The 19,364-nt window shown below is 65.7% G+C and carries 20 protein-coding genes; 12 read left to right on the forward strand and 8 right to left on the reverse strand.

Annotation, left to right across the window (positions count from 1 at the left end; all coding sequences use genetic code 11):
- Positions 1-85: 85 nt before the first annotated feature.
- The 5 genes from U1708_RS10865 to U1708_RS10885 form a co-directional block, all read right to left on the reverse strand.
- Positions 86-370, reverse strand: a complete 285-nt coding sequence (locus tag U1708_RS10865) for a CsbD family protein (RefSeq protein ID WP_307086055.1) — start codon at positions 368-370, stop codon at positions 86-88.
- Between the two features lie 237 nt (positions 371-607).
- Entirely contained in the window at positions 608-1,621 is a 1,014-nt protein-coding gene (locus U1708_RS10870) for a sensor histidine kinase (RefSeq protein ID WP_332745519.1), read from the reverse strand.
- A 66-nt stretch (positions 1,622-1,687) separates the two neighbouring features.
- On the reverse strand, positions 1,688-2,710 hold the full coding sequence (locus U1708_RS10875) for a patatin-like phospholipase family protein (RefSeq protein ID WP_332745522.1): 1,023 nt from the start codon (positions 2,708-2,710) through the stop codon (positions 1,688-1,690).
- Positions 2,711-2,736: 26 nt separating this feature from the next.
- Positions 2,737-3,750 (reverse strand): SDR family oxidoreductase, encoded by a 1,014-nt coding sequence (locus U1708_RS10880; RefSeq protein WP_332745524.1) that lies wholly within the window; start codon positions 3,748-3,750, stop codon positions 2,737-2,739.
- Positions 3,751-3,755: 5 nt separating this feature from the next.
- Entirely contained in the window at positions 3,756-4,421 is a 666-nt protein-coding gene (locus U1708_RS10885) for an HAD family hydrolase (RefSeq protein WP_332745526.1), read from the reverse strand.
- Between the two features lie 417 nt (positions 4,422-4,838).
- Here U1708_RS10885 and U1708_RS10890 point away from each other — a divergent pair, with 417 nt between their 5' ends.
- The 4 genes from U1708_RS10890 to U1708_RS10905 all read left to right on the forward strand — a co-directional run bounded on the left by U1708_RS10890 (position 4,839) and on the right by U1708_RS10905 (position 9,103).
- A complete protein-coding gene (locus U1708_RS10890; RefSeq protein ID WP_307086066.1) occupies positions 4,839-6,011 on the forward strand; it encodes a zinc-dependent alcohol dehydrogenase in 1,173 nt (390 codons plus the stop codon).
- 79 nt (positions 6,012-6,090) lie between these two features.
- On the forward strand, positions 6,091-6,555 hold the full coding sequence (locus U1708_RS10895) for a hypothetical protein (protein WP_332745528.1): 465 nt from the start codon (positions 6,091-6,093) through the stop codon (positions 6,553-6,555).
- A 115-nt stretch (positions 6,556-6,670) separates the two neighbouring features.
- A complete protein-coding gene (locus U1708_RS10900; protein WP_332745530.1) occupies positions 6,671-7,936 on the forward strand; it encodes an NAD(P)/FAD-dependent oxidoreductase in 1,266 nt (421 codons plus the stop codon).
- A gap of 108 nt (positions 7,937-8,044) precedes the next feature.
- Entirely contained in the window at positions 8,045-9,103 is a 1,059-nt protein-coding gene (locus tag U1708_RS10905) for a CaiB/BaiF CoA transferase family protein (protein WP_332745532.1), read from the forward strand.
- 10 nt (positions 9,104-9,113) lie between these two features.
- Here the strand turns inward: U1708_RS10905 and U1708_RS10910 are convergent, their stop codons facing one another.
- Positions 9,114-9,977 (reverse strand): HpcH/HpaI aldolase/citrate lyase family protein, encoded by an 864-nt coding sequence (locus U1708_RS10910; RefSeq protein ID WP_332745534.1) that lies wholly within the window; start codon positions 9,975-9,977, stop codon positions 9,114-9,116.
- Between the two features lie 232 nt (positions 9,978-10,209).
- Between U1708_RS10910 and cysD the strand changes: the two genes are divergently transcribed.
- From cysD to U1708_RS10925, 3 genes are read left to right on the forward strand one after another with little or no spacing between them, the layout of a single operon-like run.
- Positions 10,210-11,115: a sulfate adenylyltransferase subunit CysD gene (gene cysD / locus U1708_RS10915; RefSeq protein ID WP_332745536.1), complete on the forward strand. Its 906-nt coding sequence runs from the start codon at positions 10,210-10,212 to the stop codon at positions 11,113-11,115.
- A complete protein-coding gene (gene cysN, locus U1708_RS10920; RefSeq protein WP_332745538.1) occupies positions 11,115-13,052 on the forward strand; it encodes a sulfate adenylyltransferase subunit CysN in 1,938 nt (645 codons plus the stop codon). Before cysD ends, cysN begins: the two co-directional genes overlap by 1 nt.
- Complete coding sequence (locus U1708_RS10925) at positions 13,049-13,798, forward strand: 3'(2'),5'-bisphosphate nucleotidase CysQ (RefSeq protein ID WP_332745540.1); 750 nt, start codon at positions 13,049-13,051, stop codon at positions 13,796-13,798. Before cysN ends, U1708_RS10925 begins: the two co-directional genes overlap by 4 nt.
- A 13-nt stretch (positions 13,799-13,811) precedes the next feature.
- Here the strand turns inward: U1708_RS10925 and U1708_RS10930 are convergent, their stop codons facing one another.
- The gene (locus U1708_RS10930; RefSeq protein WP_332745542.1) at positions 13,812-14,069 is read right to left on the reverse strand and encodes a hypothetical protein; all 258 of its coding nucleotides are present in this window, start codon (positions 14,067-14,069) and stop codon (positions 13,812-13,814) included.
- Between the two features lie 39 nt (positions 14,070-14,108).
- Positions 14,109-14,990 carry an aldo/keto reductase family oxidoreductase gene (locus U1708_RS10935; protein WP_332745740.1) on the reverse strand — a complete coding sequence of 294 codons (882 nt, stop codon included), beginning with the start codon at positions 14,988-14,990 and terminating at the stop codon, positions 14,109-14,111.
- Positions 14,991-15,085: 95 nt separating this feature from the next.
- On the opposite strand from U1708_RS10935, the gene U1708_RS10940 reads away from it, so the two are divergent.
- From U1708_RS10940 to U1708_RS10960, 5 genes are all read left to right on the forward strand, one after another.
- On the forward strand, positions 15,086-15,994 hold the full coding sequence (locus U1708_RS10940) for a LysR family transcriptional regulator (RefSeq protein ID WP_332745544.1): 909 nt from the start codon (positions 15,086-15,088) through the stop codon (positions 15,992-15,994).
- Between the two features lie 58 nt (positions 15,995-16,052).
- Entirely contained in the window at positions 16,053-16,775 is a 723-nt protein-coding gene (locus tag U1708_RS10945) for a response regulator (RefSeq protein WP_332745546.1), read from the forward strand.
- A gap of 41 nt (positions 16,776-16,816) precedes the next feature.
- Positions 16,817-18,154 (forward strand): sensor histidine kinase, encoded by a 1,338-nt coding sequence (locus tag U1708_RS10950; RefSeq protein ID WP_332745548.1) that lies wholly within the window; start codon positions 16,817-16,819, stop codon positions 18,152-18,154.
- A gap of 75 nt (positions 18,155-18,229) precedes the next feature.
- Positions 18,230-18,943, forward strand: a complete 714-nt coding sequence (locus tag U1708_RS10955) for an EF-hand domain-containing protein (RefSeq protein ID WP_332745550.1) — start codon at positions 18,230-18,232, stop codon at positions 18,941-18,943.
- 32 nt (positions 18,944-18,975) lie between these two features.
- Positions 18,976-19,236, forward strand: a complete 261-nt coding sequence (locus U1708_RS10960) for a hypothetical protein (protein WP_332745553.1) — start codon at positions 18,976-18,978, stop codon at positions 19,234-19,236.
- Positions 19,237-19,364 lie beyond the last annotated feature (128 nt).

The following is a 19,364-nucleotide window of genomic DNA, read 5'->3' on the forward strand; positions in this document are numbered from 1 at the left end:
TTTGGCCTGTTCCAACCGGAACGAGTCGAGATAGTACTTGGTGACGACGGGATGTTGCGGCATCCCGTCGCCCTTCCGTCGTGGCTTACTTGCCGCGGAGCGTATTGATCAGTGCGATCCCGAGAACGCCGGCGACTGCCGCTGCGGCGAACGGACGCTCCTTGGAAAACTGGCGGACATAATCGACCAGCGGGCGGACGTTCTCTTCGACGACGTCCTTGGCCTGGCCAACCGTCTTCTGGACGGTACCGGACAGCTGATCGGCTACGCCTTCGTTCTGCAGCGACTTGTCGCCGATCGCGCCGCCAAGCGTTTCCTTGACCTTGCCGCTGGTGTCGGTTGCCGTGCCGCTGAGGGTATCGGTGTTCATGAATGATCTCCTTCGATGAGTGGACGATGGGGCTTCAAACGATGAAGCCGACGGGAATATCCCGCCCCCCGTCCAGCTGGTTAAAACGCTGGCGCGCACAAATTCGTGAAGTTCGGGTCCTGACGAACCAGAAACTCATATCGCACAGCTACATAACCCATCGATCGGCGGATGTTTCCGCAGTATTCCTGCACCCGAACCCGGTACTAAAATACTAGGCGGGATCGGTACGCTCCGTCACGACGACAGCCTGTCCCGCCGCATCGTGAGCGTCACGATCACGCCCCCGGCCGACCATTCATACGCGATCGAGCCGCCGAGTTGCCCAGCGACCGATCGCCGCACGAGCTTGCTGCCAAAGCCTTCGCCGGCGTTCGGGCTCTCGACTTCGGGGCCGCCGCGCTCCAGCCAGGTCAGGATCACGTCGTCGTCGGTCGCCGTGCTGGACAAGTCGAGCGTCCCGGTCGGCGCCGACAACGCACCGTATTTCATCGAATTGGTCGCGAGTTCGTGGATGACCAGTCCCAGGCCGGTCGCCGCTGCCTCGCCCACGCCCATCCGTTCGACCGCGACACGGATGCGCCCCTTGAAGGCACCCATGTCGTCGTAGGGCGCCAGCAGCACCGACAACAGGTCGCCGAGCAACGCGGCATTGCCCTGTCCGCCCGGCAGCGGACGGACGAGATCGTGCGCCCGACCCAGCGCGCTCAGCCGCTCGGTCAGTTCGCGCGCCATGTCCTGCGTATTGGGCGCGGTTCGCGAGGTGATCGCCGTCAGGCCGCTGGCGATCGCGAGCAGGTTCTTGACGCGGTGGCTCATCTCGCCGGCGAGGAGTTCGTTGCCCTCTTCCGCCTGCTTGCGACCGGTGACGTCGAGGAAGATGCCGAACATCGTCCGCCCGACGATCCCGACGTCCTCGCCCTGCCCCCGCGCGGAAATCCAGCGAACCTCTTCGCCGATCATGATCCGGAAATCGGTTTCGTAACTGCCGAGCACGGCGCGCGTCGCTGCAAACGCCGATCGGACGCGGTCGCGATCGGAGGGATGGATATGCGCCGACAATTCCTCGAACGTCACTTCGGCACGCCACGGCAGCCCCCAAAGCTCGAAGCCGCGCTCGTCCATCGTGAAGCCGTCGGTGTCGACGTTCCAGGCCCAGAGCGCGACCCCCGCCGCACCCACGGCGAGGCGGAGATGTTCGGGCTTCCAAGCATGCGCCTTCGGTATCTCGGCAGTTTCGTCCGCAGTCACTTCGGCAATCCCCCGTCCGAACGAAGGGCCCGGTACGCTGCTCATACACAGTGCGAGCAGTTTACGTTAATCGCGCGCCGAGACCGGATGTTTGCCAAGTTCGACCGCGTTGAGACCGGGAACGCCGATCGACAGCGTCCCTGCTTCGATCGCTTCGACCGCCAGCATTCCAGCCCGCTTTCCCGCGGACCAGCGCCGCTCGACCGTGATGGGCGAAAAGTCGAGTGCCTTGCCGGCGACCTCCTCCTGCTGCTCGGTATAGGCAAGCCGAACGAGCGACACCGCAATGTCCTCGCGGCCGGCATGCGCGACCTGCCACCGCTCGATCGTACGACGGGATTGGGCGGCGAAGATCAGGTCCTGCATGCGACTGGCAGCTTCGCCAAGCGTCGTCGGTCGCGGCCCGTGGAGTGGCAACAGGTCCACCGCGATGCACAGCGTCGGTCTCGACGGTGGGTCACGGAAAACCGGGTCGAGCGGCAGGTTCGCGGACAGGCCGCCGTCGACTAGCCAGCGGCCATCGACTTCGACCGGCGGAAACGCGACCGGCAGCGCGGCACTGGCGCGAATGTGCTCGGGTCCGATCTGCGTCGTGGTGCTGTCGAACATGACGTCCTCGCCGGTTTCGAGATCGACGGCGGTCGCGGTGTAGCGGCACGCGCCGGCGTTGAGTCGGTCGAAGTCGACCAGCGTTTCCAGCGTCGTCGCGAGCTGGTTGGTTTCGAAGATCGACGGACGGTTGTCGGTCCACGGCATCGCGCCGGACAGAATTGGTCCAAAGATCCCGGGGCGACCGAGGGCGGTGGACCAACCCACCGCATTCGTCCGGCGACTCGTTTCGAACGCACTTGGCCAAGGGAAATCGAACGCTCCGGGCGACCGAGCCGGTGCCCAGAACGTCCGCAAGGTTTCGATCCGGCGATCGGGGGCCGAACCGGCGATCAGCGCGCCGTTGATGGCACCGATCGATGCTCCGATGATCCAGTCGGGTTGGAGGCCATGGTCATGCAACGCTTCGTAGACCCCGGCCTCGAACGCGCCGAGCGCATTGCCGCCACTGAGGACGAGCACGACGTCGAAGTCGCGCACCGCCCCTTCCCCTTCGACGCCTGGTGTCATCGGCGGGTAGGTTTCGGCCGGCTGAGCGCCACCGCGATACCGGCGCCGACGACACCGAGCATCAGGAAGGCCGGGTGGAGCTTCTGCGCCTGCAACACGGTGCTTGATGTCCGCGCATGGACGTTCTGGCTTCCGCGCAACGCATCGACACGCGGTTCATACAAATTGTCGCGGCGCGTCGGGTCGCCGGGATCGCCCGGCTTCTGCTGCGCGGCCGTACCGACCAGTTCCATGATCCTGTCGCTAAACCGCGGTGCGGCGCGCGAAAGAAGCGACGACACCAGACCTCCGCCCCCCGCATACAGTGTCCGCCGCGGCGTCTCGCACGCGAACAGCACCGCGTCGGCGACGACCGAAGGCGCGTAGAGCGGCGGCGGCAGGCGCGGTGGCTGGTCCATGAAGTTGCGCGCATGTTCGGGAAACGGCGTGTCGATCGCACCGGGCTTGATCAGCGTGACCGAGATCGGGGCCCCCTCCTGCTCCAACTCCATCCGCAGCGTATCGGTCAGCGCCTGCACCGCATGCTTGGTCGCGCAATACGGGCCCTGATCGACGATCGCGCGATCGCTCAGGATGGAGCCGATATTGACGATCGCGCCGCCACGCCCGCGCAGGTGACGCGCGGCGACGAGCGATCCGTGCAACAGGCCGAAGTAATTGACGTCGAACACCCGGCGGTGATCGGCGACCGGCACCTGTTCGAGCGTGCCATAGGTGCCCGTGCCGGCATTGTTGACCCAGCTGTCGAACCCGCCGAACGTTTCGATCGCGACGGCGGCGACCCGCTCGACTGCCGCCATGTCGCCGACGTCCGCGACGCAGATCGCGATACGTCCCCCGTCGGCGGACAAGCGATCGCGAAGCGCCTCCAATGCCGCCTCGTTCCGCGCCGTCGCGACGACCGCGGCACCGCGCCTTACCGCATCCTCGACGATCGCGAGGCCATTGCCGCTGGTCGCGCCGGTGACGACGATGACCTGATCGCGCAGACGTTTCAGAGTAACAGCCATGTCGGTCAGCGTCCCAGCGGCGAGGTTGCGTAGCCGGCAAGCAAGGCCGCCACGTCGTCATAGATCGCGACCGCACCCGCAGCCTCGAGTTGTGCGTCGTCGAACTTGCCCGACCGTACGGCGACCGCAGCGACACCGCACTTCGCGGCTGCCTCGATATCATAGGGCGTGTCGCCAACCACGATCACCTCGCTCGGATCGACGCCCGGCAGCTTCTTAAGGGCGGTCGCGAAGATGTCGGGAGCAGGCTTGGTCTTCTCGACGTCGTCGCTGCTCGTCGTCGCGGCAATCAGGTCGCGCGCGTCGAGCAGGTCGATATAGTGGTCGAGTTCCGGCCCCGACGCCGACGATGCCAGCACGACGCGTTGGCCGAGACTGTGCGCGTGCGCCAGCAGGTCGTGCGCGCGTGCGAACGGCTTGGCGGTCTCCAGATACTTCGCCTTGAACACCGCGCCATGCGCATCGCCGAGCGCCTCCTGCTGGTCCTCGTCCGCATCCGGCAGGAGCGTCGGCACGAGCATGTCGGTCCCCTTGCCGATCTGATCGTGGATCACCTGGCGATCGAACGACGCATCGATACCCGCGAACGCCTCCTCCCAGGCAAGAACGTGCATGTCGTTGGTGTCGACCAGCGTGCCGTCGATGTCGAAGAATATCGCTCTGATCTGCATGGTAAAATCCCGGAATGAATGTGCGCCCGATCGCCAGGTCCCGGAACGATTACGGTCCGGTTTCCCCGGCGCGTCGGCGAATTGCGACACGGCTCAAACGGTTTGCAGGGGAAATTGGCCCCAATCTTCTTCGTTATCCTGGTACAATCTCGCCAATACTGATGCCGATCAACATGAAATATAAATGACCGTTAATGCGGCTTCGCAGGAACGATGACGCGGTTACAAACGCTATGCTCTTCGAAGCGTAGACTTGGCGGCATCCGCAGGGTCGCTTGCTACCCGGTGCCACCCTCGCGTCACTTAAGCAGACCGATGATGATCGGCGATGACCGACCTGGTTTGTGATCGGCCGGCATAAACATGTCGCGCTGACCGTATTTCTACGACCCGTTACTATGAATTGGAGACGTTCTGATGCGCGCACTTGTTTGGCATGGAAAAGGCGATGTTCGGGTCGATACTGTCGCGGATCCCGAGATCAAGCATCCGCGCGATGCGATCATCAAGGTCTCGGCCTGTGCGATCTGCGGATCCGATCTTCATCTGCTCGACGGCTACCAGCCGACGATGCAGGCGGGCGACATCCTCGGCCACGAGAACATGGGCGTCGTTGTCGCACTCGGCTCCGAAGTCACCAATCTGAAGATCGGCGACCGCGTCGTCGTGCCGTTCACGATCAGCTGTGGCGATTGCTTCTTCTGCCGCAAAGGGCTGTTCTCCGCATGCGAGCGGACCAACCCGAATGCCGAGATGGCGATCAAGGCGATGGGCCATTCGCCCGCCGGCCTGTTTGGCTTCAGCCACATGCTGGGCGGCTATTGCGGTGGCCAGGCCGAGTATCTGCGCGTGCCGATGGCCGATATCGGTCCGATCAAGGTGCCCGACAACGTCACCGACGACCAGGCGCTGTTCCTCTCGGATATCTTCCCGACGGGCTATATGGCGGCCGAGAACGCGAACATCGAGGCGGGCGATACCGTGGCGATCTGGGGTTGCGGTCCGGTCGGCCAGTTCGCGATCCGCTCGGCGCTGATGCTGGGTGCGGGCCGCGTGATCGCGATCGACGAAGTACCAGAGCGCCTCGCAATGGCCGAGGCCGGCGGTGCGGAGACGATCAACTTCGCCGAAGTCGACAGCGTCTATGACGAACTCCAGTTCCGCACCAAGGGTCGCGGTCCGGATAGCTGCATCGATGCGGTGGGTGCGGAAGCATCGGGTCATGGCGCCGTCGATGCGGTGATCGACAAGGTGAAGGCCGCGACCTTCCTCGCCACCGACCGCGTACACGTGCTGCGTGAGGCGATCATGAGCTGCCGGATGGGCGGCACGGTGTCGATCCCCGGCGTCTATGTCGGGATGGGCGACAAGATCCCGATCGGCGCGATGATGAACAAGGGACTTACGATCAAGACCGGTCAGACCCACGTCCAGGCCTATACCAAGCCGCTGCTCGCACGGATCGAGGCGGGCGATATCGACCCGAGCTTCGTCGTGACGCACCCGGCCAGCCTCGAGGATGCGCCTGAAATGTACCAGAAGTTCCGCGACAAGCAGGACGGGGTCATCAAGGTCGTGCTGCGGCCGTGACACTAATGGCGATCCGATCCGTTCTTATCGAGCGGGTCGGATCGGCACGGCGTTCCGACCCATTCAGAAGGACAAATCCATGAGTGACAAGGTTCAAACTCCCGTTCCCGGCAATCCCGCAACCAAGGGCCAACCCGACGGCGTTTCGGACTCGCCACGGGGAGACACCACCCGCGACGTTCACGGCCGGTCCGAGGGCGGCGAAAGCGGCGGTGGCGCCTATCCCAATCCCCACGCCGGCAAGACCCCGACCAACACGGGTTTCATGGCACATGGCGGCCAGACCGACATCGCCTATCATGGCGGCGGACAGGCTGGCGAAAACGGTGGCAGCGCGGCCAACGGCGTGGCCGGATCGGGTGGCGACGCACCGTCTACGATCGCGTCCGACCCAGATGCCGACCGTAAACCCCATGCGATCGCGGCAGAGGGCAAGACGATCGAGGTCGTCGAGACCTCCGGCGTTGCAGAAGCCGAAGCTGCCGGGAAGGTCGGGACGGATGCCGACTATGAGGAAGAGCAGAAGAAGCCAGGCGCGGGTTGACCGGCAGGTAGCCGGTTCGCGGATTGAGGTCTCGTCGGATCAGCCATAGGAGTGCCGTCTCACGGATGGGCGCCGGGCAATTTGGCCAAGCGCACCCCGTGGACGAGGATGTCGAATGGCCAGCACGATAGGCGACACGTCACATCTAGTTCCCGTTTTTGCGGACGTCGTTATCGTCGGAGGCGGGCACGGCGGTGCGGCCTGCGCGATCGCACTACGCAAGGCAGGCTTCGAGGGATCGGTGCTGATCGTCGGCAAGGAAAGCGAACTTCCCTACGAACGGCCGCCACTGTCGAAGGAGTATCTGTCGGGCGAAAAGGCATTCGGCCGAATCCTGATCCGGCAGGAGGCGTTCTGGGACGAGCAGCGGATCGATCTCCGGCTCGGATACCGCGTCGTTTCGGTCGATCCGGTCGCGCATGAGTTGACCACCGCAGACGGCGCGACGATCGGTTATGGTCGACTGGTCTGGGCGACTGGCGGTACGCCGCGGCGACTGACGTGCGCGGGCCATCACCTCACCGGTGTCCACACCGTCCGCGACCGCGCGGATGCCGACCGGATGATCGCCGAACTGCCCGACGTCGGGACCGCGGTCGTCATCGGCGGCGGGTATATCGGACTCGAAGCCGCGGCGGTGCTGCGCAAGTTCGGCAAATCCGTCATTTTGCTCGAAGCCCTCGACCGCGTGCTAGCGCGGGTCGCCGGCGAAGACCTGTCGCGGTACTTCGAAGCGGAGCACCGCGCGCACGGCGTCGACATACGGCTCGGTCAGTCGGTGGACTGCATCCTGGGCGACAACCGCGTCACCGGAGTCCGGCTGGCGGACGGCACCGTCATCGCCGCCGACATGGTGATCGTCGGCATCGGTATACTTCCCGAAGTCGCACCGCTGATCGACGCAGGTGCGGCGGGCGGCAACGGCGTCGCCGTCGATGGCGCTTGCCGGACCGACCTGCCGGACGTGTATGCGATCGGCGACTGCGCGTTGCATGCCAACCGGTTTGCCGGCGGCGCGGTGGTGCGCGTCGAATCGGTGCAGAACGCGAACGACCAGGCGACCGTCGTGGCGAAGGACATCATCGGCCAGCCAGCGGTGTATGACGCGGTGCCGTGGTTCTGGTCGAACCAGTATGACCTGAAGCTGCAGACCGTCGGATTGTCGATCGGCTATGACGACGCGGTCCTGCGCGGCGATCCGGCGACGCAAAAATTCTCGGTCGTGTACCTGCGGGACGGCCGCGTCATCGCGCTCGACTGCGTGGGTGCCGTCAAGGATTACGTCCAGGGTCGCAAGCTGGTGGAGACCGGCGCGGTGATCGACCGGGCCATCCTCGCCGATCCCGCCGTCACGCTGAAAGACATGGTGCCGATTTCTTGACTCCGGTTCGGCATCGGTCGCACCTTGCGGTCGAACAGCGCGGATATCGGATCGCATGGCAATGACGCTCACCAAGACGCCTGCTGTCGTATCCGGCAGTATCGGCGCATGACTGCGCTCGCCGGCCTCCGCGTCGTCGAGTTCGCCAGCATCGGGCCCGGCCCGCACGCGGCAATGCTACTGTCGGACCTCGGTGCGGAGGTACTGCGGATCGAGCGGGTCGGCGGCGGCTTTCGCAATCCGGTGCTCGACCGTGGCCGCGCACGACTCGCGCTCGACATCCGCACGTCGGAGGGCCGCGACCGGGCGCTCGCGATCACGGACCGCGCCGACGTCGTGATCGAGGGGCTGCGACCGGGCGTCATGGAGCGGCTCGGGCTCGGTCCGGACGTGATGATCGAACGCAATCCCCGGCTCGTCTACGGGCGGATGACCGGGTGGGGACAGACCGGGCCGCTTGCGCAGGTTGCAGGGCACGACCTCAATTACATCGCGCTCAGCGGAGCGCTCGCGGCGATCGGCACGCCGGGAACGCCGCCGCCACCACCGCTCAACCTGATCGGCGATTTCGGTGGCGGGTCGATGTATCTAGTCACCGGTATCCTTGCGGCGTTGCTCGAACGCGCACGATCGGGGCTGGGGCAAGTCGTCGATGCGGCGATCGTCGACGGGGTTTCGTCGATGATGGCGCTGTTCGCCGGAATGGTCCCGGCGGGCGTGATGTCGATGGACCGCGACCGCAACCTGCTCGGCGGCGCGGCGCCTTTCTACCGCTGTTACACCTGCGCGGATGGACGGTATGTTTCCGTCGGCGCGATCGAGCCGAAATTCTATGCCGAACTGCTCGATCGGCTGGGGCTTCCAGCGGACCTCGCCGGGGACCAGATGGTCATCGAGCGCTGGCCAGAGACCGCGCGACGTTTCGCCGCAGTATTCGTGACCAGATCGCGGGACGACTGGTGCGACGCGCTGGAGGGGACCGACACCTGCTTCGCGCCAGTGCTTGAACTCGACGAAGTGCCGACGCATCGCCACATGGCGGATCGCGGCGTCGTCGTCGACGGCATCTGGCAGGCGGCCCCTGCCCCGCGTCTGTCCCGCACGCCCGGAAGGATCGCACCGACCTCCGATGGCGCGGCGCTGCTGGCAGGCTGGGGCGTCGGCTAGATCGCCTGGATCACGCGCGTCCGACTTGCCGCAACAGATGCTCTGCGCGCGACAAATACGGCCGGTCGAGCATCCCCCCTTTGTAGCCGATCGTACCGACGCCGGGGTTGGCCGCGAACAGATCGACGATCGCCTGCGCCTCGGCAATCTCCGCCTCGGTCGGTGTGAAGGCGGCGTTGATCACATCGACCTGCGCCGGGTGGATCGCGAGCATCCCACGGTAGCCGTCACGGCGTACCTGCTCGGCACGTGTCCTCAGCGTATCGAGATCGCGGAAGTCGCCCTGGATCGTCTCGATCGCGGTCACCCCCGCAGTCGCGGCGCCCAGCAGGCACATCGACCGCGCGAGTTCGTAGGTGAACCGATAGCTTCCATCCGGATTGCAGTTCGCACTCGCGCCGATCGAGTCCGCCAGATCCTCCGCGCCCCAGGTCAGCGCGACCACCCGCGGGGCACCCTTGTAATCGCCGGTGTGGAACATCGCCTCCGCGGTTTCGGTGATCAGCACGATCACCGGCGTCGATCCGATCGCGATGCCGTTCGCCGCCTCGAACGCGGACAGATAATGGTCGAGCCGCTCGACGTCCTGTCGCCCGGCGACCTTGGGCAACATGATCCCGCCCGGACGCGCGGGCATGATCGCGGTGAGATCGGTCAGCGTGTACGGTCCGTCGAGGGGATTGACCCGCACCCACATCCGCGCGCGCTGCGCGACGTTGGCGGTCAGCACGTCGTGAACGGTCTGGCGCGCGAGCGGCTTGTTCTCCGTCGTCACCGCGTCTTCGAGGTCGAACAGGACGATGTCGGCGCTGCCCTCGACCGCCTTGGTCATCTTGCGCTCGCTGTCGCCCGGCGCGAACAACCAGGAGCGCATTTTCAACGATGCAACGGACATGGCGTCATGGTCCCAGACGGATCGAAACAGGCGCGTTTCGTACGGCGTCGATCGCGAGCGGGCAACTCCGGCCTATGGTCCGCGGCTAAATCGTGCAGGGTGTGCGATGCCATCGCCAAGTGCATGAGATAGCGAAGCGTTCCCCTGCCGAAGAATGCATTGATTGCCCACACCGCCCCATGCCGGGCAAACGGCGCCGCGGAGACACATCATGGCGAAGACACTCACCCATCTGGAACGGCTCGAGGCGGAGGCGATCCACATCCTGCGCGAAGTCGTCGCCGAGGCCGACAAGCCGGTGATGCTGTATTCGGTCGGCAAGGATTCGGCCGTGATGCTGCATCTCGCGCGCAAGGCTTTCTACCCGTCGCCGCCGCCCTTCCCGCTGCTGCACGTCGACACGACCTGGAAATTCCAGGAAATGTACCGCTTGCGCGATCGGATGGCGGCCGAAAGCGGCATGGAGTTGCTGGTCTACAAGAATCCCGAGGCGATCGCGCGCGGGATCAACCCGTTCGATCACGGCGCGCTACATACCGATATGTGGAAGACGGAAGGGCTGAAACAGGCGCTCAACCTGCATGGGTTCGACGCGGCGTTCGGCGGCGCGCGGCGCGACGAGGAGAAGTCGCGCGCGAAGGAACGCATCATCTCGTTCCGCACCGCGACGCATGGCTGGGATCCGAAGAACCAGCGGCCGGAGCTTTGGAACCTCTACAACGCACGCAAATCGAAGGGCGAGAGCATCCGCGTGTTCCCGATCTCGAACTGGACCGAACTCGACGTCTGGCAATATATCCAGCTCAACGACGTGCCGATCGTACCGCTATACTTCGCCAGCGTCCGTCCGACCGTGGAGCGCGACGGCATGCTGCTGATGGTCGATGACGATCGCTTCCCGCTGCAACCCGGCGAGGTGCCGGTCGATCGCTCGATCCGCTTCCGGACGCTCGGCTGTTACCCGCTCACGGGTGCAGTCGAGAGTACGGCGTCGACTCTGTCCGAGATTATCCAGGAGACGCTGCTGACCACCACCAGCGAACGCCAGGGTCGCGCGATCGACAAGGATGCCGGCGGCGCGGGCATGGAGAAGAAGAAGCAGGAGGGCTATTTCTGATGAGCGACATCGCAACCCAGGAGTCGGCCTACCAGACCGAGGCGCTGATCGCCGAGGATATCGACGCGTATCTCGACCAGCATCGCAACAAGACGATGCTGCGCTTCATCACCTGCGGCTCGGTCGACGACGGCAAGTCGACGCTGATCGGCCGGCTGCTGTATGATTCGAAAATGATCTTCGAGGATCAGCTCGCCGCGCTCGAAGCGGACAGCAAGCGGGTCGGTACGCAGGGTGGCGAGATCGACTTCGCGCTGCTCGTCGACGGGCTCGCCGCAGAGCGCGAACAGGGCATCACGATCGACGTCGCCTACCGCTTCTTCTCGACCGAAAAGCGCAAGTTCATCGTCGCGGATACACCCGGCCATGAACAATATACGCGCAACATGGTAACCGGCGCATCGACCGCAGACCTCGCCGTGATCCTGGTCGACGCGCGCAAGGGCGTGCTCACGCAGACCAAGCGGCACAGCTATCTGGCGCACCTGATCGGCATCCGGAACCTCGTACTCGCCGTCAACAAGATGGACCTGATCGGCTTTGACCAGGCGCGGTACGACGAGATCGTCGCGGAGTATTCGACGTTCGCGAAGAGCATCGGCATCACCAGCTTCACGCCGATGCCGATCTCGGGCTTCAAGGGCGACAACATCTCGATCGCGTCCGACACCATGCCCTGGTATTCGGGGCCAACGCTGATGGAGCATCTCGAAGCCGTCGACGTCGACGTCGACGACGACCAGGCCAAGCCGTTCCGGATGAGCGTGCAGTGGGTCAATCGCCCCAACCTCGATTTCCGCGGTTTCTCCGGCCAGATCGCCGCCGGCACGGTCAAGCCCGGCGATGCGATCCGCGTGCTGCCCGGCGGCAAGACCTCGACGATCAGCCGCATCACGACGCTCGACGGCGACCTCGACGAAGCGGTCGCGGGGCAATCCGTCACGCTGTCGTTCGACGACGAGATCGACTGCTCGCGCGGCAACGTCATCGCCGCCGCCGATGCGCCGCCCGAGACCGCCGACCAGTTCGAGACGACGATCGTGTGGATGGACGACGAGCCGCTGATCGTCGGCCGCTCCTATTGGCTGAAGCTCGGCACGCAGATGGTGTCGGCGACGGTCCGCGAGCCGAAATATCAGGTCAACGTCAATACGATGGAGCGGCTTGCGACCAAAACGCTGGAGCTGAACGCGATCGGCGTCGCGGAAATCTTGACCGACCGCGCGATCGTTTTCGAGTCCTATGCGCAAGAGGGGGCGGCGCCGAACAAGGTGCTCGGCGGGTACATCCTAATCGACAAGATCACCAACGCGACGGTCGCGGCGGGGATGGTCCATTTCAGCCTGCGCCGCTCGCAGAACGTGCACTGGCAGGCGACCGACATCGGCCGCGAGGCGCATGCCGGGCTGAAGAACCAGAAACAGGCGGTGCTGTGGTTCACCGGGCTGTCGGGCGCGGGCAAGTCGACGATCGCCAACGAGGTCGAGAAACAGCTCAACCTGATGAACCGGCACACCTTCCTGCTGGACGGCGACAATATCCGGCACGGGTTGAACAAGGATCTGGGCTTTACCGAGGCGGACCGGATCGAGAATATCCGGCGTGTCGGCGAGGTGGCGAAACTGATGGCGGACGCGGGGCTGATCGTCCTCACCGCGTTCATCTCGCCGTTCCGCGCCGAGAGGGACATGGTGCGGTCGATGCTGCCGGCGGGCGAGTTCATCGAGATCTTCGTCGACACGCCACTCGATGTGGCGGAAGGTCGCGACGTGAAGGGGCTCTACAAAAAGGCGCGGGCGGGTGATTTGAAGAATTTTACCGGGATCGACAGCCCTTACGAGGCGCCGCTCAATGCGGAGATCCGCGTCAACACCGTCGAGATGACACCGGTCGAAGCCGCCGCGTTCATCGTCCGCCAGATCATGCCGCTCAAGTGACGGTCATCGGGAGCGACGTCCGCCTCGCCGAACGCTTGGCGACCGAGGCTGGCGAGATCTTGCTCGCGTTGCAGAAAAGCAGCGGGCTGACCGGCAAGGACCTCGGCAAGGCGGGCGACGAGCAGGCCAACGCCTACTTGATGCGCAAATTGCGTTCAGCGCGGCCCGACGACGCGATCCTGTCAGAGGAGGAGAAGGACAATGGCGAGCGGTGTTCGGTGCGGCGCGCGTGGATCGTCGATCCGCTCGACGGTACGCGCGAATATGGCGAGGGGCGGACCGACTGGGCGGTGCACGTCGCGCTAGCGATCGACGGCGTGGCGACAGTCGGTGCGGTCGCGCTACCGGCGCTCGGGCTGACGCTGACCTCGGGTTCTCCGAAGCCGCTTGAGCCCGCAGGCGATCCGTTGCGGATGCTCGTCAGCCGGACACGGCCCGCGCGCGAAGCGGTCGCGGTGGCCGAGACGATGGGCGCGACCCTGGTACCGATGGGCTCGGCAGGCGCGAAGGCGATGGCGGTGGTGCGCGGCCAAGCCGACATCTACCTGCACACCGGCGGGCAATATGAATGGGACAATTGCGCGCCGATCGCGGTCGCGCAGGCGGCCGGGCTGCACGTCAGCCGCGTCGACGGATCGCCGCTCGTCTATAATTGCGCCGATCCGTATCTGCCCGACCTGCTGATCTGTCGGATGGAACTCGCGGCGCAGGTGCTCGAGCTGGTAAAGGCGTTGCCGCCAGCCTGAACGGCGGACGGTATCAGCCGTCGGACGCCACAAGCTCGACGAACTCGAAGTCGTAGCGCTGCCAGCCGCGTTGCGCCGCCGCCTCGGCGAGTGCGTTGCGCTTCTTCTTCGCCTCGGCGAGCGACTTGGTGTGGCCCCAGAATATCTCGGTCTTGCCGTTGGCCAGCACCGCGACGATCCGCCAGTAATGCGTGAATGGCGTCGACGTCGGGCCGATCGTTTTTACATAGCCGTCGGGCAGCGTCGCGGTGAGGTAGCGTTTCTTGGCCATGACGCTGCCGTTAGCCGCCCGTGGGTTCGGCGGGAATGTTTAGTCGCTGGCGGCATCCTTCCCGATGCGGTCTAGCGTAGCGATCGCATCCGCAGGCAACACGATGTCCCCCGCCGCAAGGTTCTCGCGCAGATGACCGAGCGACGACGTGCCGGGGATTAAAAGGATGTTCGGCGAACGCTGCAACAGCCACGCGAGCGCGACCTGCATCGGCGTCGCGTCCAGATCGCGCGCGACGTCGGACAGCGCGGTCGACTGCAACGGCGAGAACCCACCGAGCGGGAAGAACGGCACATACGCGATCCCTGCCTCGGCCAACTCGTCGATCAGCGCGTCGTCGTCGCGGTGCGCGAGATTATACTGGTTCTGCACGCACGCGATGGTCGTCATCGCGCGTCCTTCCGCGACCTGCGTCGGCGTGACGTTGCTGAGCCCGATATGGCGGACCAGACCCTGGCGCTGGAGATCGACGAGCGTCGCGAGCGGCTCGGCGATCGAGCCCTCGGCAGGTCCATGAGTATCGAACATCGCGCGCAAATTGACGATGTCGAGCGTCTCCAGCCTGAGGTTGCGCAGATTGTCGTGGACCGCGCTGGTCAGGTCCGCAGCCGAGAAAGCGGGCTGCCATGAGCCCTCGGGTCCCCGCCGCGCTCCGATCTTCGTGACGATTACGAGGTCGTCGGCATACGGATGCAGCGCCTCGCGGATCAGGCGATTGGTGACGTGCGGGCCGTAGAAATCACTTGTGTCGATATGGTTCACGCCTGCCTCGACCGCCGCACGCAGTACCGCGAGTGCCGCGTCGTGATCCTTGGGCGGCCCGAACACGCCGGGTCCAGCGAGTTGCATCGCGCCGTAGCCGAGACGGTTGACGGTGCGGCCCGCGAGCGGGGCGGTGGTGGCGATGCCGTGCGTGGTCATGATCCGGTCCTTGTGAAGTGTGACCTTCATATGGACCGCGTTGGCTGTTACGATAACGCGGCAGTATCGGCACGGGCTGTACGGGAGGACGCACAATGGCAGTGGATGCAGGCGATCTCTCCGCGTTCGTGACGGTCGCGCGGGCGGGCGGCTTTCGCGACGGCGCGCGGATCAGCGGCGGCAGTGCGTCGGGGTTGAGCGAGGCGGTGCGGCGGCTGGAAGCGAAGCTCGGCGTGCGGTTGCTTAATCGGACGACGCGGAGCGTAGTGCCGACCGAAGCCGGTGCGCGCCTGCTCGACCGGCTCGGCCCCGCGCTCGCCGAAGTCGACGCGGCGCTGGACGTCGTCAACGGCTATCGAGACTTGCCGGCGGGACCGTTGCGGCTGAACGTGCCGGTCAGCGCCGCGCGGCTGGTCCTGCCCGCGATCGTACCCGCGTTCCTTGCCGCCTATCCCGATATCCGGCTGGAGATAATCGCGGAGGACAGCTTCGTCGACATGCTCGCCGCGGGGTGCGACGCCGGCATCCGCTATGACGAGCGGCTCGAAATGGACATGATCGCGATACCCATCGGTCCGCGCGAGCAACGGTTCGCGACGGCGGCGTCACCCGACTATCTCGCGCGTCGCGGCATGCCCGTACATCCCCGTGACCTACTCGATCACGCGTGCATCCGGGGACAGTTCGCGAGCGGGGCGATGGACGATTGGGAGTTCGAACGCGACGGCGAGATCGTCAGGGTCGCGACGAGCGGACCGCTGATCGTCCGGATCGGCGCGGCTACCGATCTCGCGGTCGATGCGGCGCTGGCGGGGACCGGAATCATCCACCTGTTCGAGGACTGGTTGCAGCCGCATCTCGACAGCGGTGCGCTGGTGCCGGTGCTGGAACCGTGGTGGCAGCGCTTCTCGGGTCCGTTCCTCTATTACTCGGGACGGCGGTATCTCCCCGCACCACTGCGCGCGTTCATCGATTTCGTTGCATCTCGGCGCGTGGAGACATGACCCGCTTCCAGTCGTCCACAGAAATATGTCGAACACACTCGTGCGGCAGGACCGGGGAATGATCCCACGTCCCGTGCCCGACCCTGCGAAACCCGTGCTGCTGGTGGTCGATGACGACCACATGATCCGCACGCTGCTGGCCGAGAGCCTCGGCATGCACGGCTTTCAGGTCGAGACCGCGACCAACGCGCAGGAGATGGACGGCGTGCTCGCGCGGTGTGCGGTGTCGTTGATCCTGCTCGACGTGATGATGCCGGGTGAAGACGGGCTGTCGGTGTGTCGCCGGCTGGCGCGGACGGGCGCGCCGCCGGTGGTGATGCTGAGCGCGTTGGGCGATGAACCCGATCGGATCCTGGGGCTGGAGATCGGTGCGAGCCATTATCTTTCCAAGCCGTGCAGCCCGCGCGAGATCCTGGCGACGGTGCGTGCGGCTTTGCGAGCGCGCGAGATGCAGGATGCGGGCGACAGCCGCGCCTTCGGGTTCCTCGGCTGGCGAGTCGACTTCGCGGCGCACGAACTGTTCGATCCCGACGGTACGCTGATCGACCTGACCGATGGCGAGTTCGCGGTGTTGCGCGCGTTCGTCGAGCGACCGCGGCGGGTGCTGGCGCGCGATGCTTTGCTGGAGGCGGCACGCGGCCCGGACACTGACGCCTTCGACCGTGCGATCGACGTCCAGGTCAGCCGGTTGCGCCGCAAGCTGCGCTCGCGCGACGACGAGATCATCCGGACGATCCGCAACGAGGGCTATTTCTTCGTTCCCCGCGTAGTGCGCCTGTGATGCGAGACGAGAAGGGCACAGCCGGCAGGATAGGCCTGCCGATGCGGCGCAGCCCGCAGCGGTCCTGGCCGATGTTCCTGCGCATCTTCGTGCTGGGGCTGACGACCGTGCTGCTCGTCCAGATCCTGAACTTCGCAATCGTATTGCTGATGCCCCCGCCCCGGCCGCAGATCTTCACCGCCAACCGCGTCGCAGCGGTCGCGCGGACGGGACGCGATCCGGCCGGGCAGTTGAAAGTCGAGATAGCGACGGGCCCGCCCCAGCCGACCGACAATCCGCGCGACGGCCGTCTCGCCGAATCGATCGCCGCCGATCTCGGACTGCCGCGAACCAAGGTGACCGTCGAGACCGAGCGGTCGGCGATGCCGCTGTTCGCAGGCCCGCTTCGGCCGCCGCTGCCGCTGGGGATGGGCCGTTCGGGGCATGTGCCGCAATCGTTCGACAACGCGCTGTTCGGCCCGTTCGTCGTGTCGATCGAGATGCCGAACGGCCGGTGGCGCGTGATCCGGCCGACGCACACCACGATCGGTCCTTGGCGGATGCGGATCGTTCTGTGGTTCCTCGTCGCGATGGTGGTCGCCGCGGCGGTGGCGTGGGTGATGGCGCGCCGTGTCGTCAGGCCGATCGGGCTGTTCGCCGCCGCTGCCGAGCGGCTCGGCCGCGATCCGCGCGCCGAACCGCTGCCGATCGTCGGCCCTCCCGAGATCGCCGAGGCGGCGACCGCGTTCAACCTGATGCAGGAGCGGCTGAACCGCTATGTCGAGGATCGCACCACGCTGATCGCAGCGGTGGCGCACGACCTGCGGACGCCGTTGATGCGTCTGTCGCTGCGGCTCGAAAAGGCGCCCGAGGACATTCGCGCGGCGAGCGAGGGCGACATCCAGGAAATGAGCCAGCGGATCGGGTCTGCGATGGCGTTCGTCCGCGACATGACGCGGCACGTCCGCCGGCAAAGGCTTGATCTGCGGTCGTTGGCCGAGAGTGTCGCGGATGATTTCGCGGATCGCGGCGATGCGGTGGCGTTGCATCCGGGCGAACCGCTCGCGCTGGAGGGCGATGCGCCGTCGTTGAAGGCGTTGCTCGCCAATCTGGTCGGCAATGCGGTAAAATATGCGGGCCATGCCGAAGTCGAGGTGCGCCGCGAAAACGGGGTCGCGATCATCGAAGTATCCGATTCGGGACCGGGCATGGCACCGGCGGATTTGGCGCGCGCGTTCGAACCGTTCTTCCGCGCCGAACAATCGCGCAACCGCGATACCGGGGGCAGCGGGCTCGGTCTGGCCAGCGTCCGCGCGGTGGCGCGCGCGCATGGCGGCGATGCGACGATCGAGAACCGACCGGGCGTCGGGTTGCTCGCGCGTGTGACGTTGCCAATCTGAGCGCTCGCGGACACGCGAAACATCGCGGCAACGAACGCCGTGCCAGACGGAAATTACCGCATTTCGGGAGGTTGCATGCGTATTCTTTATATCGGCATCGTCGCCGCGCTGGCGGGGTGTACCGCACAGACCCAGCGACCACATGACGGACATGGTCCCGCACATGGACGGGGGCAGTTGTTCATCAGCCCGATGGGCGAACCGTTTCGCGCGTCGCTTAAGCCGGGCGCGGCGCGGGACCTGTGGTTCGCGGGCGCCGATACCGATGGCGACGGGCGTATCACGCTGGCTGAATTCCAGCATGACGCGGCGCGCTTCTTCGGGGTGCTCGATCGCGGCAAGGACGGCGAGATCGATCCCGAGGACATCGCCTATTACGAGAACGTCCTGGTTCCCGAGATCCGCGTTGCATCAGGCGGCCGTGGGTCCAGGTCCAGGTCCGGCGGTGGCGAGCGAGGTCGAGGCGGTAGTGGCAGGTCCGGCAGTCAGGGCATGCAGTTCGGCAACGGCGACGGAAAGAAGAGCGCGGCCGTCGTCCACGAACGCATCGGCGCCGGGCGCTTCGGCTTCTTCGACTTGCCCGAGCCGGTGATCTCGGCCGACGCAAACCTGAACCGCGGTATCGACGCAGGCGAGTTCGCGAAGGCTGCGGCAACCCGCTTCGCCGCGCTCGACCGGAACCGTGACGGGGCGCTGACCCGTGGCGAACTGCCGCGCGCAGGCGGCGAGACGTGGCGGAACGGCTCGGACGAACCTACCGCCCCGCCACGGGAACGCGGCGAGCCCTGACGCTACGGACGCGGCGACCGGATCAGCCAAGCATGCCCGATACGATCCACCGGCGACTGACTGCGGATTTGACGATCGCCGCGCCGCAGCACCGGCAGGCGGAGCGCTGGATCGGCTCGTCCTCGACATCGCGATGTCGGGATCGCGGGAGATGGCGGCCGATCGCACAGCCGCCGGGTCGTGATGGTCGAGCCTGCATGCCGTTTCCCTCGTGCGCCGGTCGTCGAATGATCGAGGCGATGGCTTTGGCAGGCGAAGTTTTCCACAGTATTTCGGCAGCGTTGCAACGGTAACCCGGCAGCCGCCCGCGTGACGCCGAATTCATGTAGCCACCGCGCTGGTTTCCGCGTTCAGTGCCCGGCAACCATCGCAGTGCCGCGCGTCCGTCTCGGCGCGGCGGCACCGCGTCACTTGGAGCCGA

The organism is Sphingomonas arabinosi (assembly GCF_036663715.1).
GTDB lineage: Bacteria > Pseudomonadota > Alphaproteobacteria > Sphingomonadales > Sphingomonadaceae > Sphingomonas.

Coding starts and splice junctions, on each gene's coding strand:
- U1708_RS10885 (WP_332745526.1), bottom strand. CDS start 4,421: ATGCAGATCAGAGCGATATTCTTCGACATCGACGGCACGCTGGTCGAC.
- U1708_RS10960 (WP_332745553.1), top strand. CDS start 18,976: ATGCCCGATACGATCCACCGGCGACTGACTGCGGATTTGACGATCGCC.
- cysD (WP_332745536.1), top strand. CDS start 10,210: ATGGCGAAGACACTCACCCATCTGGAACGGCTCGAGGCGGAGGCGATC.
- U1708_RS10930 (WP_332745542.1), bottom strand. CDS start 14,069: ATGGCCAAGAAACGCTACCTCACCGCGACGCTGCCCGACGGCTATGTA.
- U1708_RS10940 (WP_332745544.1), top strand. CDS start 15,086: ATGGCAGTGGATGCAGGCGATCTCTCCGCGTTCGTGACGGTCGCGCGG.
- U1708_RS10945 (WP_332745546.1), top strand. CDS start 16,053: ATGATCCCACGTCCCGTGCCCGACCCTGCGAAACCCGTGCTGCTGGTG.
- U1708_RS10955 (WP_332745550.1), top strand. CDS start 18,230: ATGCGTATTCTTTATATCGGCATCGTCGCCGCGCTGGCGGGGTGTACC.
- U1708_RS10890 (WP_307086066.1), top strand. CDS start 4,839: ATGCGCGCACTTGTTTGGCATGGAAAAGGCGATGTTCGGGTCGATACT.
- U1708_RS10895 (WP_332745528.1), top strand. CDS start 6,091: ATGAGTGACAAGGTTCAAACTCCCGTTCCCGGCAATCCCGCAACCAAG.
- U1708_RS10950 (WP_332745548.1), top strand. CDS start 16,817: ATGCGGCGCAGCCCGCAGCGGTCCTGGCCGATGTTCCTGCGCATCTTC.
- cysN (WP_332745538.1), top strand. CDS start 11,115: ATGAGCGACATCGCAACCCAGGAGTCGGCCTACCAGACCGAGGCGCTG.
- U1708_RS10910 (WP_332745534.1), bottom strand. CDS start 9,977: ATGCGCTCCTGGTTGTTCGCGCCGGGCGACAGCGAGCGCAAGATGACC.
- U1708_RS10880 (WP_332745524.1), bottom strand. CDS start 3,750: ATGGCTGTTACTCTGAAACGTCTGCGCGATCAGGTCATCGTCGTCACC.
- U1708_RS10900 (WP_332745530.1), top strand. CDS start 6,671: ATGGCCAGCACGATAGGCGACACGTCACATCTAGTTCCCGTTTTTGCG.
- U1708_RS10905 (WP_332745532.1), top strand. CDS start 8,045: ATGACTGCGCTCGCCGGCCTCCGCGTCGTCGAGTTCGCCAGCATCGGG.
- U1708_RS10935 (WP_332745740.1), bottom strand. CDS start 14,990: ATGACCACGCACGGCATCGCCACCACCGCCCCGCTCGCGGGCCGCACC.
- U1708_RS10865 (WP_307086055.1), bottom strand. CDS start 370: ATGAACACCGATACCCTCAGCGGCACGGCAACCGACACCAGCGGCAAG.